This window comes from Streptomyces sp. NPDC001381 (assembly GCF_042895685.1).
In the GTDB taxonomy this organism is placed as follows: domain Bacteria; phylum Actinomycetota; class Actinomycetes; order Streptomycetales; family Streptomycetaceae; genus Streptomyces.
The window spans coordinates 1-17,019 of sequence record NZ_JBIAWO010000024.1; the positions used below are offsets into that span (position 1 = coordinate 1).

Annotated in this window: 1 protein-coding gene and 1 pseudogene; both read left to right on the plus strand. The window is 72.5% G+C overall.

Features of this window, described 5'->3' with window-relative positions; translation table 11 throughout:
* Window positions 1–18: 18 nt before the first annotated feature.
* Window positions 19–10,368 (plus strand): annotated as a pseudogene (locus ACFY2L_RS38855) (type I polyketide synthase); the annotation flags it as partial.
* Window positions 10,369–10,627: 259 nt separating this feature from the next.
* On the plus strand, window positions 10,628–17,019 hold a 6,392-nt coding region (locus ACFY2L_RS38860; protein WP_390824703.1), incomplete at its 3' end, for a type I polyketide synthase.

Consider the following 17,019-nt stretch of genomic DNA (forward strand, 5'->3'; position numbering starts at 1 on the left):
CGGAATCTGCGTCAGCGGGTGCGTTTCGCCGACGCCGTCGATGGTCTGGTGGGGCAGGGGTTCGGGGCGTTCGTCGAGGTCAGTTCCCACCCGGTCCTGGGCATGGCGGTGCAGGAGGCCGCGCCGGACGCGGTCGTGGTGGGCACGCTGCGCCGCGACAAGGGTGACGCCCACCGGTTCCTGACTTCCCTGGCCGAGGCGTGGGTGCGTGGGATCGCGGTGGACTGGACGGCGGTGCTGGCCGGCCACGACGCGCGCACGGTCCCGCTGCCGACGTATGCCTTCCAGCGCCGTCGTTACTGGCTCGACGGCGGCGCGACCCGGCGTCTCACACGTCCCCTCGGGGAACCCGTCGAGTCGGAGGAAGCCGAGGCTCTTACCCGGCCGGAGCTGCGTAACGACTGGGTCCAGCGCATCCGGGCCCATGCCGCCGCCGTGCTGGGCCATGCCACAGCCGCCGACGTCGACGCCGCGCTCACTTTCAAGGCCCAGGGCTTCGACTCCGCGACCTCTGTCGAACTGCGCAACCGACTGGTCGCGGACACCGGTCTCTCCCTGCCGGCCTCGCTTCTCTTCGATCACCCCACTCCCCGGGCACTCGCCCGCCATGTGCGCGGTCTGCTGCACGGTGGCAGCGACCCGGCCCCCGGGACTTCCGTGGACTCGACGCCCGCCACCGACGACGAGCCCATCGCCATCGTGGCCATGGGCTGCCGTCTGCCCGGTGGCATCCGCACGCCGGAAGAGTTGTGGGAACTGCTCTCCGCCGGCGCTGACACCATCTCCGGCTTTCCCACCGACCGTGGATGGGACCTGGACGACCTGTACGATCCCGACCCGCAGCAGCACGGGACCACGTACGCACGCTCGGGCTCGTTCCTTTACGACGCGGGCGACTTCGACGCCGGCTTCTTCGGCATCTCGCCCCGCGAGGCCGTCGCCATGGACCCGCAGCAGCGCCTGCTGCTGGAGACCTCCTGGGAGGCACTGGAGCGGGCCGGGATCGACCCGGAGACACTCCGTGAGCGCGACGGCGGAGTGTTCGTGGGACTCATGCAGCAGGAGTACGGCCCCGGACTGCACCGAGCCCCGGAGTCCGTCGACGGATATCTCCTGACCGGCACCTCCTGCAGTGTGGCCAGCGGGCGGATCGCCTACGTCCTCGGCCTGCGCGGGCAGGCGGTGACGGTGGACACGGCGTGCTCCTCGTCGCTGGTGGCCCTGCATCTGGCGGTCCAGGCGCTGCGCTCGGGCGAGTGCTCGTTCGCGCTCGCCGGAGGCGCGACCGTGATGGCCGAGCCCGGCATCTTCGTGGAGTTCAGCAGGCAGCGTGGGCTTGCGCCGGATGGTCGTTGCAAGCCGTTCGCGGCGGGTGCGGACGGCACGGGTTGGGGTGAGGGTGTGGGGGTGCTGTTGCTGGAGAGGTTGTCGGATGCTCGGCGCAATGGTCATCCGGTGCTGGCGGTGGTGCGGGGTTCGGCGGTCAATCAGGACGGGGCGAGCAATGGTCTGACGGCGCCCAACGGTCCTTCGCAGGAGCGGGTGATCCGTGCGGCGCTGGCCAACGCCCGTCTGAGTGCGGATCTCGTGGACGCGGTGGAGGCGCACGGCACGGGCACGACACTGGGTGACCCGATCGAGGCACAGGCCCTGCTGGCGACCTACGGACGGGGCAGGGATCCGGAACGTCCCCTGTGGCTGGGCTCGTTGAAGTCCAACGTCGGTCACACGCAGGCCGCCGCAGGCGTGGTCGGTGTGATGAAGATGGTGCTGGCGTTGCAGCACGGGGTGCTTCCCCGGACCTTGCATGTCGACGAGCCGACGCCGCATGTCGACTGGTCGGCGGGGGAGGTGTCGCTGCTGACGGAGGCCGTGGAGTGGCCGGAGGTCGAGGGGCGTCCGCGCCGGGCCGGTGTGTCGTCCTTCGGGATCAGCGGGACGAATGCGCATGTCGTGCTGGAGGAGGCTCCGGGGGTGCCGGAGATGGCTTCGGGGCGCGTGGATGCGGTGCCGGTGTTCGTGGCTGGTGGTGTGGTGCCGTGGGTGGTGTCGGGTCGTGGTGGGGAGGGGCTTGCGGGTCAGGCCGGCCGCCTCGCTTCGTACGTGGAGTCGGTCGGCGAGAGTGTCCGGTCGGTGGATGTGGCGTGGTCGTTGGCGGCGACGCGCACGGCGTTCGAGAACCGCGCCGTCGTCCTGGGCGCTGAGAAGGCCGACCTGGTCCACGGGGCCAGGGGACTGGCAGCCGATGACGGGGTGACGCCGTCCTCCGTGGTGAGCGGGCGGGCTGGTCGTTCTGCCGGTGACGTGGTGTTCGTGTTCCCGGGTCAGGGGGCGCAGTGGGTGGGGATGGGGCGGGAGTTGTGGGGTGTCTCGCCGGTGTTCGCTGCGTCGATGGAGGCGTGTGAGCGTGCGCTGGCTCCGTATGTGGGGTGGTCGTTGAGTGAGGTGGTGCGGGGTGGGGGTGAGTTGGTTGATGTGGATGTGGTGCAGCCGGTGTCGTGGGCGGTGATGGTGTCGTTGGCGGCGGTGTGGCGTGCGTGTGGGGTGGTGCCGTCGGTGGTGGTGGGTCATTCGCAGGGGGAGATCGCGGCTGCGGTGGTGGCGGGTGGTCTGTCGTTGGAGGACGGGGCGCGGGTGGTGGCGTTGCGGTCGCGGGCGATCCGTGCGATCGCCGGGCGTGGCGGCATGGTTTCGGTGCCGCTTGCTCTGGTGGATGTGGAGGAGTTGTTGGCCGGCTGGGCGGGCCGTGTCGATGTGGCTGCGGTGAACGGTCCGGGTTCGGTGGTGGTGGCGGGGGATGCGGATGCGCTGGATGAGCTGATGGCTCATTGCGAGAGCAGCGGCATCCGGGCGCGTCGTGTTCCGGTGGATTACGCCTCGCACACCTGGCATGTGGAGGCGATTGAGGCCGAGCTGGCGCGGGTGCTCGCGGCCGTGGAGCCGCGCTCGGGTGAGGTGCCGTTCTTCTCGACGACCGAGGCGGAGGTCATCGACACGGCTCGGCTGGATGGTGGGTACTGGTATCGGAATCTGCGTCAGCGGGTGCGTTTCGCCGACGCCGTCGATGGTCTGGTGGGGCAGGGGTTCGGGGCGTTCGTCGAGGTCAGTTCCCACCCGGTGCTGGGCATGGCGGTGCAGGAGGCCGCGCCGGACGCGGTCGTGGTGGGCACGCTGCGGCGGGACAAGGGTGATGCGCAGCGTTTCCTGACTTCGCTGGCCGAGGCGTGGGTGCGCGGGATCGCGGTGGACTGGACGGCGGTGCTGGCCGGCCACGACGCGCGCACGGTCCCGCTGCCGACGTATGCCTTCCAGCGCCGTCGTTACTGGCTGGAGAAGGCGGTTCCCGCGGGTGGTGGGGTGTCCGGGCAGGAGGTGGTGGACGCCCGCTTCTGGGAGGCGGTCGAGCGTGAGGATCTGGAGGCGCTGGCGGGGACGTTGCGGGTGTCCGACCGTGAGGCGCTGGCCGGTGTGCTTCCGGTGCTGTCGGGGTGGCGCAGGGAGCAGGTGGCGCGGTCGGCGGTGGACGGCTGGCGGTACAAGGTGGTCTGGAAGCCCGTGGCCCAGGACCCGCGCGCCGTCGACCTGAGGGGTACCTGGCTGCTGGTCGTGCCGGAGGGACACCCCGGCACCGACCTCGTCACCTCCCTCTCCGATGCGCTGACCCGTCACGGCGCCGACGTACGCGTCCTCGGACTCACGTCGCGCCACGCCGACCGCGACGTCCTGAAGTCCGCGCTCGACGCCGCGTCGGCCGACCCTGCGGTGCCGCTCAGCGGCGTGCTGTCGTTGCTGGGGCTGGACGAGAACCCGTTGCCCGGCCATCCCGTGCTGTCCACCGGGGCCGCGCTCACCGTCTCCCTCCTCCAGGCGCTGGGCCAGGCCGGGGTGCGCGCGCCCCTGTGGTGTGTCACGCGAGGTGCCGTGGCGGTCGGGGACCAGGAGCCGGTCGCCCGGCCGGCACAGGCGGCCGTCTGGGGGCTGGGCCGGGTCGCGGCCCTGGAGTTCCCGGAGCGCTGGGGTGGGCTGGTGGACCTTCCCGAGCGGCTCGACGCACGGGACACCGGTGCTCTCTGCGCCGTTCTGGCCTCGTACGGCGACAGCGCGGAGGATCAGGTGGCCCTGCGGGCGCATACCACCTTCGTACGGCGCCTGGTGCCGGCCCCCCGGTCGGCTGCCGGGCGGTCGTCCGGTCGGTCGTCCGGGCGGCGCTGGTCGCCGCGCGGTACCGCCCTCGTGACCGGCGGAACCGGTGCGCTCGGCGCGCATGTCGCACGGTGGCTGGCGCGTGGCGGTGCCGAGGACGTGGTGCTGGTCAGCCGGCGAGGCCGGCACGACGACGCGGCCCTGGCGGAGCTGGAGGCGGAAGTCGCCGCGCTGGGCGCCCGGTTGACCGTCGCCGCGTGCGATGTGGCCGACGTCGCGGCACTCGGGGATCTGCTGAGTTCCCTGCGCGCGGACGGACGTACGGTCCGCACCGTCGTGCACGCCGCGGGTGTCGGCACCCTCGGGACGCTCGCCGACCTCAGCGTGGCGGAGTTCGCCGAGGTCGCCGCGGGCAAGGTCGCCGGGGCACGGCACCTCACCGAGCTCCTCGACCCGGCCGAGACCGACGCGCTGATCTTCTTCTCCTCGATCTCCGGTGTCTGGGGCGTCGCCGACCACGCGGCGTACGCAGCCGCCAACGCCTGCCTGGACGCCCTCGCCGAGCGCGCGCGCCGTACACGCGGGCTCCCCGTGCTCTCGGTGGCCTGGGGCCCCTGGGACGGCGGCGGCATGATCGCCGAGGACATGCGCGACCCGCTGCGCCGCCGCGGCATCCCCGTCATCGCGGCGGAACCGGCGATGGTGGCCCTGCAGGAGGCGCTCGACCACGACGACACGGTCGTGGCGGTCGCCGACGTCGACTGGGCGCGCTTCGTGCCCGTCTTCAGCGCCGCCCGGCCTTCCCCGCTCATCGCCGCACTGGAACCGCAGGACCACACCCGAGGCGCGGGGGATCGCGACGCACAGGGCACGGACACAGCGGCGTCGAGCCTCGCGCAGCGGCTCGGATCCCTGCCCGCCGCCGAACACGACCGCTTCGTCCAGGACCTCGTCCGGTCCGAGGCGGCCGTCGTGCTCGGTCATGACTCGGCGGCCGCGGTCGACGCCGCCTACGCCTTCAAGGAGTTGGGCTTCGACTCGGTCAGCGCCGTCGAACTGCGCAACCGGCTCACCGCCTGCACGGGCCTGGAGATCCCGACGACGGTCGTCTTCGACCACCCCACTCCGCTCGCGCTCGCCGCCCACCTCCGCCGGCTGGCCCTCGGAGACCACGCCGCACCGGGGCAGGACTCGGAGCCGTCCGCGGTCGCGGCCGGTTCACGGGCGCCCGCCACCGACGACGACCTCATAGCGGTCGTCGGCATGGGGTGCCGCTACCCGGGCGGCATCACGTCCCCCGAAGACCTCTGGCGGGTCGTCACCGACGGCCAGGACGTCATCACCGGCTTCCCCGCCGACCGGGGCTGGGACACGACCCGGCTCTACGACCCCGACCCCGACCGGCCCGGCACCAGCTACGTCCGGCACGGCGGCTTCCTGCACGACGCCGGGGAGTTCGACGCGGCCTTCTTCGGGATCTCCCCGCGCGAGGCGGCGGCGATGGATCCCCAGCAGCGACTGCTCCTGGAGACGTCCTGGGAGGCGTTCGAGCAGGCCGGCATCGACCCGAGGACCCTGCGCGGCAGCAGCACCGGCGTCTTCACCGGTCTGACGGACCAGAACTACGGCACCCTCCTCGGCCGTGGCACCGACGGCACCGAGGGCTACCTCGTCACCGGCGCCTCGACCGCCGTCGCCTCGGGCCGGGTCTCCTACGTCCTCGGTCTGGAGGGACCGGCGGTGACCGTGGACACCGCGTGCTCCTCGTCGCTGGTCGCGCTGCATCTCGCGGTACGGGCACTGCGGTCCGGAGAGTGCTCGATGGCGCTGGCGGGCGCGGCGATGGTCATGGCCGATCCTGCGCCGTTCGTCGGCTTCAGCAGGCAGCGGGGCCTCGCCCCCGACGGCCGGTGCAAGCCCTTCGCCGAGGCCGCCGACGGCTTCTCCCTCGCCGAGGGCGTGGGGGTGCTCCTGCTGGAGCGGCTGTCGGACGCCCGCCGCAACGGCCATCCGGTGCTGGCGGTGGTGCGCGGTTCGGCGATCAACCAGGACGGGGCGAGCAACGGCCTGACCGCGCCCAACGGCCCCTCGCAGCAACGAGTCATCCGCGCAGCCCTCGCCGACGCCCGCCTGACCGGCGGTGACGTGGATGTCGTCGAGGCGCACGGCACGGGCACCCGGCTGGGCGACCCGATCGAGGCGCAGGCCCTGCTGGCGACCTACGGACAGGACCGTCCGTCCGAACAGCCGCTGCTCATCGGCTCGTTGAAGTCGAACATCGGGCACACCCAGACCGCGTCCGGTATGGCCGGCGTGATGAAGATGGTGCTCGCCATGCGGCACGGGCTCGTGCCGGGCACGCTGCACGTCGACGCGCCGTCGTCGCACGTCGACTGGTCGGCGGGGGCGGTGTCGTTGCCGACGGAGGCGGTGGACTGGCCGGAGGCCGAGGGGCGTCCGCGCCGGGCCGGTGTGTCGTCCTTCGGGATCAGCGGGACGAATGCGCATGTCGTGCTGGAGGAGGCTCCGGCGGTTCCGACGACGGTTTCCGGGGACATGGACACGGTGCCGGTGTTCGTGGCCGGTGGTGTGCTGCCGTGGGTGGTGTCGGGCCGCGGCGGGGAGGGCCTTGCCGGTCAGGCGGGCCGCTTGGCGTCCTACGCGGAATCGACAGCAGGCGACATACGTCCGGTGGATGTGGCGTGGTCGTTGGCGTCGACGCGTACGGCCTTCGAGAACCGCGCCGTCGTCCTGGGCACCGAGCAGGACGACCTGATCCTCGCGGCCAAGGGGCTCGCGGCCGATGACGGCGGGAGTCCGTTGTCCGTCGTACGGGGTGCGGTGACGGGTGGTGCGGATCGGGTGGTGTTCGTGTTCCCGGGTCAGGGGGCGCAGTGGGTGGGGATGGGGCGGGAGTTGTGGGGTGTCTCGCCGGTGTTCGCTGCGTCGATGGAGGCGTGTGAGCGTGCGCTGGCTCCGTATGTGGGGTGGTCGTTGAGTGAGGTGGTGCGGGGTGGGGGTGAGTTGGTTGATGTGGATGTGGTGCAGCCGGTGTCGTGGGCGGTGATGGTGTCGTTGGCGGCGGTGTGGCGTGCGTGTGGGGTGGTGCCGTCGGTGGTGGTGGGTCATTCGCAGGGGGAGATCGCGGCTGCGGTGGTGGCGGGTGGTCTGTCGTTGGAGGACGGGGCGCGGGTGGTGGCGTTGCGGTCGCGGGCGATCCGTGCGATCGCGGGGCGTGGCGGCATGGTCTCCCTCCCCTTGGCTTTGGTGGATGTGGAGGAGTTGTTGGCCGGCTGGGCGGGCCGTGTCGATGTGGCTGCGGTGAATGGTCCGGGGTCGGTGGTGGTGGCGGGGGATGCGGATGCGCTGGATGAGCTGATGGCGCACTGCGAGGCGGGGGACATCCGGGCGCGTCGTGTTCCGGTGGATTACGCCTCGCACACCTGGCACGTCGAGGCGATTGAGGCCGAGCTGGCGCGGGTCCTCGCGGCTGTGGAGCCGCGCTCGGGTGAGGTGCCGTTCTTCTCGACGACCGAGGCGGAGGTCATCGACACGGCTCGGCTGGATGGTGGGTATTGGTATCGGAATCTGCGTCAGCGGGTGCGTTTCGCCGACGCCATTGATGGTCTGGTGGGGCAGGGGTATGGGGCGTTCGTCGAGGTCAGTTCCCACCCGGTCCTGGGCATGGCGGTGCAGGAGGCCGCGCCGGACGCGGTCGTGGTGGGCACGTTGCGGCGGGACAGGGGTGACGCCCACCGGTTCCTGACTTCGCTGGCCGAGGCGTGGGTGCGTGGGATCGCGGTGGACTGGACGGCGGTGCTGGCCGGCCACGACGCGCGCACGGTCCCCCTGCCCACCTACGCCTTCCAGCACCGCCGCTACTGGCTCGACCTCCCCGAACCCGCCCCCCATGGCGAGTCCGGCAGCCCCTCGGTCGACGAGGTGGACGCTCTCTTCTGGGAGGCGGTCGAACGTGAGGACCTGGAGGCCCTCGCCGACACCCTCGACCTGGCGCCCGAGCGGCGACAGACGCTCGACACGGTGGAACCGGTGCTGCCCGTCCTGGCGCAGTGGCGCCGGCGCAAGCGGGAGAGCGCGGTGCTGGACTCCTGGCGCTACGCGGTGACGTGGCAGCCGGCCGGCGCACCGGTGACCGGGCCGGGCCCGCTGGCGTCTCACTGGCTGGTCGTGGTGCCCGGCGGCGACGGGACTGCCGAGGGCACCGCCCAGGAACTGGCCGGGGGCACCGTCCGGGAACTGGTCGAACGGCTGCGCGGACACAGAGAGGTCGACGACGTCGTCACGGTCGTCCTCGACGTGACGCGGGAGGACCGGGCCGCTCTGGCGGACCGTCTCCGCGAGGCCTGCGAACGGAACCCGCTCGTCGGCGGCGTACTCAATCTGCTTCCGCTCGCACCGCGCGGCGACCGCTCCGCCACCGAGCCACGGTCCTCCGCCGTGCCCGAGGCCGTCACGGCGACCTTCCTGCTGATGCAGGCGCTCACGGACACGGAGCTGGAGGCACCGCTGTGGACGGTCACCCGGGGAGCGGTCAACGCGCCCGGCCCGGCCGCAGGTCCGCTCCCCGAGCAGGCGGCCGTCTGGGGGCTCGGCCGGGTCTACGGGCTCGATCATCCCCAGCGCTGGGGAGGCCTCGTCGACCTCCCCGCACCCCCCGACGACGAGCACGCATCCGACGGCACGGGCGCGGGAGCGGCACTCGGCACACACATCTGGGACCGGCTCTGCGCCGCTCTGGCGGGCGACGAGGACGAGGACCAGTTCGCCGTACGCGAGGACGGACTGTACGTGCGCCGCATGGTCCGCAAACCGGGCGGCACCGAGGCCGGCGAACGGCGCACGGCCGGGTTCACGGGGACGACGCTCATCACCGGCGGCACCGGAGCCCTCGGCGCGCACCTGGCCCGACGGCTCGCCGCGACCGGTGCCGGGCACCTGCTGCTCGTCAGCCGGCGAGGCCCGGACGCTCCCGGCGCGGACGGACTGGAGCGCGAACTCACCGCGCTCGGCGCCCGCGTCACCATCGCCGCCTGCGACATCACCGATCGGGAGGCCCTGGCCGCGCTGCTGGCGGAGGTACCCGAGGACGCGCCGGTCAACGCCGTGGTGCACGCGGCGGGCACCGAGCCGCCGGCCGTCGCGATCGGGGACACGGACCTCGACGCACTGCACGACGTGATGCGCGCGAAGATCGCGGGCGCCCTGCACCTCGACGCACTGCTCGGCGACCGCCCGCTGGAGGCCTTCGTCCTGTTCTCCTCCGGCGCGGGTGTCTGGGGCGACGGAGGCCACTCCGGTTATGCGGCGGCCAACGCCTACCTCGACGCGTTCGCCGAGTGGCGCCGCGGCCGCGGCCGCACCGCCACCTCCATCGCGTGGGGTGCCTGGGCAGGCGGCGGCATGGTCCACGAGGCCGAGGGCGACCGGCTGCGCCGCTACGGCGTCCCCACCATGGACCCCGAGGTGGCCGTGGGCGCCGTACAGCAGGCCCTGGCGTACGACGAGACGGTCCTGGTCGTCGCCGACGTGATCTGGGAACGGTTCGCGGCGACCTACTCGGCCGCCCGCCGCCGGCGCCTCTTCGACGAGATCCCGGAGGCCCGGTTCCTCGACGCGGCCCGCGTCCGTGCTGGCGCGGCCGAGGCCGACGGCGCGGACGTACCCGGTCCGGCGCGGTCGTTCGCCGACCGGCTGGCCGGCCTGAGCCGGGCCGAGCAGGAACGGACCGTGCTCCAGCTCGTGCGTACGCAGGTCGCGGCGGTTCTCGGCCATGACGGTACCGGCGCGATCGGCCCCGGCCACGCCTTCCGCGATCTGGGCTTCGACTCCCTGACGGCGGTCGAGCTCCGCAACCGGCTGAAGGAGGTCACAGGTCTTGGCCTGCCCGCCACCCTGGTCTTCGACCACCCCACCCCGGCCGCGCTCGGCGAACGCCTGCTGTCCGAACTGGCCCCGCGGGCGGAAGGCGCGGACACAGGGGAGCTGACGCCGCTCGACGCGCTGGAGGCGGCCGTCGCCGCCCTCGACCCCGCCGACGACGTCTCCCGCACCAGGATCACCACCCGGCTGCAGGCGCTGCTGTGGCGCCTGTCGGACGGCCCGGCGGAGAAGCCGGCCGGCGGCGACCCTGACGACGAACTGCTCGAAGCCGTCTCCGACGACGAGATGTTCGACCTCATCGACAAGGAACTCGGCCTCAACTAGACCGCCGGCGGGGCGGTGTACTCCCCCCTGGCCGCCCCGTCCGGCTCATCCCCTCCCCATCGCACCACCCGCACCACCGCACGACCCGCATCACCGCACGACCCGCATCACCGCACGACCCGCATCACCGCACGACCCGCATCACCGCACCACCCGTATCACGCGCACCGCACCGAACCACCCCGTCCGACCGCCCGGTTGCCAACGCCGCATGGGTGACTTCAAGCCTTCGGGCCTGCTCTAGGGACTGATGACGTTCATGGCTAACGAGGACAAGCTCCGCGACTACCTCAAGCTGGTCACTACCGACCTTCGGCAGACCCGCCGACGCCTCCAGGAGGTCGAGGCCCGGCAGCAGGAGCCCATCGCCATCGTCTCGATGAGCTGCCGCTTCCCCGGCAACGCGCACACTCCCGAAGACTTCTGGGCCATGCTCGTGGCGGGCGTCGACACCGTCTCCGAGCTGCCCGCGAACCGAGGCTGGGACCTGGAGAACCTGTACCACCCCGACCCGGAGCACCAGGGCACGAGCTACACCCGCTCAGGCTCGTTCCTGTACGACGCGGCCGACTTCGACCCCGGGTTCTTCGGCATCTCGCCACGCGAGGCCACGATGATGGACCCGCAGCAGCGACTGCTCCTGGAGACCTCCTGGGAGGCCCTGGAACGCGCCGGGATCGACCCCGGCACCCTGCGCGGCGAGCAGGCGGGCGTGTTCGTCGGCAGCAGCGACCAGGGGTACGGGGCCGCGGCCGCCCGGGCCCGGGACCGCGTCGAGGGACACATGCTGACGGGCGGCTCCGGCGCGGTGCTGTCCGGCCGTATCGCCTACACCCTCGGGTTCGAGGGCCCCGCCGTCACCGTCGACACCATGTGCTCCTCGTCGCTGGTCGCGCTGCACCTCGCCGTCCAGGCCCTGCGCCAGGACGAGTGCCGCCTCGCCCTAGCGGCCGGCGCCACCGTCATGGCCGGACCCCGGAACTTCGTGGAGTTCAGCAGGCAGCGTGGGCTTGCGCCGGATGGTCGGTGCAAGCCGTTCGCGGCGGGTGCTGACGGCACGGGTTGGGGTGAGGGTGTGGGGGTGCTGTTGCTGGAGAGGTTGTCGGATGCTCGGCGCAATGGTCATCCGGTGCTGGCGGTGGTGCGGGGTTCGGCGGTCAATCAGGACGGGGCGAGCAATGGTCTGACGGCGCCCAACGGTCCTTCGCAGGAGCGGGTGATCCGTGCGGCGCTGGCCAACGCCCGTCTGAGTGCGAATCTCGTGGACGCGGTGGAGGCGCACGGCACGGGCACCACGCTGGGTGACCCGATCGAGGCACAGGCCCTCCTGGCGACCTACGGCCAGGATCGGGAAGAACCCCTGCGGATGGGCTCTCTCAAGGCCAACATCGGCCATCTCCAGGCCAGTTCGGGCGTCGCCGGCGTCATCAAGATGGTCCTCGCCATGCAGCACGGCGTCCTGCCGAAGCTGCTGCACCTGGACGAGCCGACACCGCACGTCGACTGGTCGTCCGGAGCGGTGGGACTCCTCACGGAGAACGAGGAGTGGCCCGAGACCGGCCGCCCCCGCCGCGTGGGCGTGTCCTCCTTCGGCGGCAGCGGCACCAACGCCCATGTGATCCTGGAGCAGGCGCCGGAACCCGACCCCGGGACGCGGGAACCGGAGATCACCGACGACACCGTGGCACCGGTGTTCGTGGCCGGCGGCGCGGTTCCGTGGGTGGTGTCGGGGCGCGGCGGGGAAGGGCTCACTGGTCAGGCGGGGCGGCTGGCGTCGTACATGGAGTCGGCCGGCGAGGACGTCCGGCCGGTGGATGTGGCGTGGTCGCTGGCCGCCACCCGGGCCGCGTTCGAGAACCGGGCCGTCCTCCTCGGCACGGACCGGAGTGAACTCCTCTCCGGCCTCCGGGACTTGGCGGCCGACCGTACGGTCCCGGGAGCGGTGACCGGCAGCTTCGACGTGGTACCCGACGGCACTGTGTTCGTGTTCCCGGGTCAGGGGGCGCAGTGGGTGGGGATGGGGCGGGAGTTGTGGGGTGTCTCGCCGGTGTTCGCGGCGTCGATGGAGGCGTGTGAGCGTGCGCTGGCTCCGTATGTGGGGTGGTCGTTGAGTGAGGTGGTGCGGGGTGGGGGTGAGTTGGTTGATGTGGATGTGGTGCAGCCGGTGTCGTGGGCGGTGATGGTGTCGTTGGCGGCGGTGTGGCGTGCGTGTGGGGTGGTGCCGTCGGTGGTGGTGGGTCATTCGCAGGGGGAGATCGCGGCTGCGGTGGTGGCGGGTGGTCTGTCGTTGGAGGACGGGGCGCGGGTGGTGGCGTTGCGGTCGCGGGCGATCCGTGCGATCGCGGGGCGTGGTGGCATGGTCTCCCTCCCCTTGGCTCTGGTGGATGTGGAGGAGTTGTTGGCCGGCTGGGCGGGCCGTGTCGATGTGGCTGCGGTGAACGGTCCGGGTTCGGTGGTGGTGGCGGGGGATGCGGATGCGCTGGATGAGCTGATGGCTCATTGCGAGGGCAGCGGCATCCGGGCGCGTCGTGTTCCGGTGGATTACGCCTCGCACACCTGGCATGTGGAGGCGATCGAGGCCGAGTTGGCGCGGGTGCTCGCGGCCGTGGAGCCGCGCTCGGGTGAGGTGCCGTTCTTCTCGACGACCGAGGCGGAGGTCATCGACACGGCTCGGCTGGATGGTGGGTACTGGTATCGGAATCTGCGTCAGCGGGTGCGTTTCGCCGACGCCGTCGATGGTCTGCTGGCACAGGGGTTCGGGGCGTTCGTCGAGGTCAGTTCCCACCCGGTCCTGGGCATGGCGGTGCAGGAGGCCGCGCCGGACGCGGTCGTGGTGGGCACGCTGCGCCGGGACAGGGGTGACGCCCACCGGTTCCTGACTTCCCTGGCCGAGGCGTGGGTGCGTGGGATCGCGGTGGACTGGACGGCGGTGCTGGCCGGCCACGACGCGCGCACGGTCCCGCTGCCCACCTACGCCTTCCAGCACCGCCCCTTCTGGTTCGAGCCCGATACGCCGCAGCTCGCCGCCGCGGCCGGCGGTGTCCAGGACCCGGCGGACGCCGCGTTCTGGGCGGCTGTCGAGGAGCAGGACGTCGCAGCACTGACCGGTGTGCTCGATGTCGCCGAGGACACCGGTCAGGAGAGCCTGGCCCAGGCGCTGCCCGTGCTGTCGGCCTGGCGACGGGGCCGCCGTGCCGCGTCCACCATCGACTCCTGGCGGTACCGCGTCGCCTGGCGGCCGACGGCCGAGCCCGCCTCCACGACCCTGGACGGGACCTGGCTGGTCGTCATCCCCGCGCGCCACGCGGACGCCGAACTCGTCCGGGACTGTCTGGAGGGCCTCGCCTCGCACGGGGCGCAGGCCGTACCCCTGTTCGTCGACTCCTCCGACACCGACCGTGAGCGGCTGGCCGCCCTGCTCACCGAGACGGCCCAGCACAGCGGTGTCCACTCCGCCCAGTTCAGCGGGATGCTCTCGTTCCTCGCGCTGGATGAGCGCCCCCACCCCGAGCAGCCCGGACTCGCGGCCGGTCTGGTGGCCGGGCTGGCCCTGGTCCAGGCGTGCGGTGACACCGGCGTACGTGCCCCGCTGTGGCTGGCCACCAGCGGAGCCGTCACCACGGGCGACAGCGACCCGATGCGCAACCCCGTGCAGAACGGCACCTGGGGCATGGGCCGGGTCGCCGCGCTGGAGCATCCCGAGTTCTGGGGTGGCCTCGTCGACCTCCCCGAGGAGCCCGACGAGCGGACCGCCACCCGGCTGTGCGGAATCCTCGCCGACTCCGGTGCCGAGGACCAGGTGGCCATCCGCCGTACCGGCATCCTGATCCGCCGACTGGCCCGGATCCCCGCAGGCGCCACCGGCGCCGGCCACCGCGGCTGGACCTCGCGCGGCACCGCGCTGATCACCGGCGGCACCGGTGGCCTCGGCGGGCACACGGCCCGCTGGCTCGCCCGCAACGGCACCGAGCACCTCGTCCTGGTGAGCCGGCGCGGCGCGGACGCGCCCGGTGCCGCCGAACTGGAGGCCGAGCTGCGCGCCCTGGGCGCCCGCGTCACCCTCGCGTCCTGCGACATCGCCGACCGGGACGCCCTGGCCGCGCTCATCGAGCGGGTCGAGGCCGACGGGCCGCCCATCCGCACCGTCGTGCACACCGCCGGTGTCGGCATCCTCATCCCGCTGGCCACCACCACGCTCCAGGAATTCGCCGACGGCGCCGAGGCCAAGCTGTCGGGCGTCGCGCATCTCGACGAACTCTTCTCCGACGACCGGCTCGACGCCTTCGTCGTCTTCTCCTCCGTCGCCGGCGTCTGGGGCAGCGGCGACCACGGTGCGTACGCTGCGGCCAACGCCTACGCCGACGCGGTCGCCGAGCACCGACGGGCCCGCGGCCTGGCAGGCACGTCGATCGCCTGGGGCATCTGGAGCGACGAGGGCGGCGGCATGGCCCTCGACATCGTCCAGGAGCAACTGCGCTGGCGCGGCATCCCCTTCATGGACCCGACGCTCGCCGTCATGGGCATGCAGCAGGTGCTGGACCGCGACGAGTGCTTCGTCGCCGTCGCCGACATCGACTGGGAGCGCTTCGTCCCCGTCTTCACCGCCGCCCGCCCCCGCCCCCTGCTCACCGAGGTGCCCGAGGTCGCCGAGATCCTGCGCGCCGAGGAGGACCGGCACCGGCCGGACGCGTCGGCCACGGCGAGTTCCGGCCTCGTCGACCGGCTGCGCGGACTGGCCCCCGACGAACAGCAGCAGGCCGTCCTGGACCTGGTGCGCGCCCAGGTCGCGGGAGTGCTCGGGCACGGCAGCCCGAGCAGCGTCGAAGTGGGCCGGGCCTTCCGGGAGTTGGGCTTCGACTCGCTGACCTCGGTCGAGCTGCGCAACCGCCTGAACGCCGCCACCGGCCTGCGCCTGCCCGTCACCGTGATCTTCGACCGGCCCACGGTCACCGCGCTGGCCCGCCACGTGCGCGAGGAACTGCTCGGCGACGCCGCGGCCCTTCCCGTGCCCGCCCTCTCCGCGGCCCCCGACCGCGGGCCCGCCGCGGACGACGACCCCATCGTCATCGTCTCGATGAGCTGCCGCTATCCCGGCGGCGCCGACAGCCCCGAGGAACTGTGGCGGATCCTCGCCGAGGGCCGTGACGTCATCGACGCCTTCCCCGACGACCGCGCCTGGGACCTGGACGCCCTCTACGACCCGGACCCGGACCGCGAGGGCACCTGCTACGCCCGCGAAGGCGGCTTCGTCTACGACGCCGCCGACTTCGACCCCGGATTCTTCGGCATCTCGCCGCGCGAGGCCGTCGCCATGGACCCGCAGCAGCGCCTGCTGCTGGAGACCTCCTGGGAGGTGCTGGAACGGGCCGGGCTCGTCCCCGAGGAACTGCGCGGCACTCCCGTCGGCGTGTTCGTGGGCGCCGCCAACCAGGGCTTCGGCGGCCTGGACAACCTGCCCGAGGGCGTCGAAGGGCACATCGTCACCGGCAGCGCCACCAGCGTGCTGTCCGGCCGCGTCGCCTACACCCTCGGCCTCGAAGGCAGCGCGGTGACCATCGACACGGCGTGTTCCTCGTCGCTGGTGGCCCTGCACATGGCCGTCCAGGCGCTGCGCTCCGGCGAGTGCTCTATGGCCCTCGCGGGCGGCGTCGCCGTGATGGTCGAACCCATCGGCTTCATCGGCTTCGCCCGCACCCGGGGCGTCGCCAAGGACGGCCGCTCGAAGGCGTTCGCCAAGGCCGCCGACGGGATGGGCCTCGCCGAGGGCGCGGGCATGGTGCTCCTGGAGCGACTCTCGGACGCCCGCCGCAACGGGCATCCCGTGCTGGCGGTGGTCCGCTCCACCGCCCTCAACCAGGACGGTGCGAGCAACGGTCTCAGCGCCCCCAGCGGCCCTGCCCAGCAGCAGGTGATCCGGGCGGCCCTCGCCAAGGCCGGGCTGTCCGCAGGGGACGTGGACGCGGTCGAGGCGCACGGGACGGGCACCACGCTGGGTGACCCGATCGAGGCACAGGCACTGCTGGCGACCTACGGACAGGGCAGGGATCCGGAACGCCCCCTGTGGCTGGGCTCGTTGAAGTCGAACATCGGTCACACGCAGGCCGCCTCCGGTGTCGGCGGCGTGATGAAGATGGTGCTGGCGTTGCAGCACGGAGTGCTTCCCCGGACCTTGCATGTCGACGAGCCGACGCCGCATGTCGACTGGTCGGCGGGGGAGGTGTCGCTGCTGACGGAGGCGGTGGACTGGCCGGAGACCGAAGGGCGTCCTCGTCGCGCCGGTGTGTCGTCTTTCGGCGTGAGCGGCACCAACGCGCATGTGGTGCTGGAGGAGGCTCCGGCGGTGCCGGGGCGGGCTTCGGAGCACGCGGATGCGGTGCCGGTGTTCGTGGCCGGTGATGTGGTGCCGTGGGTGGTTTCGGGGCGTGGTGGGGAGGGGCTTGCGGGTCAGGCGGGCCGCCTCGCTTCGTACGTGAGGTCGGTCGGCGAGGGTGTCCGGTCGGTGGATGTGGGGTGGTCGTTGGCGTCGACGCGTACGGCGTTCGAGAACCGGGCTGTTGTGCTGGGTGGTGGGTCGGCTGAGCTCGTGGCGGGGCTGGGTGTGTTGGCGGGGGGTGAGGTGGCCGGGTCCGGTGTGGTGCGGGGTGCGGTGAC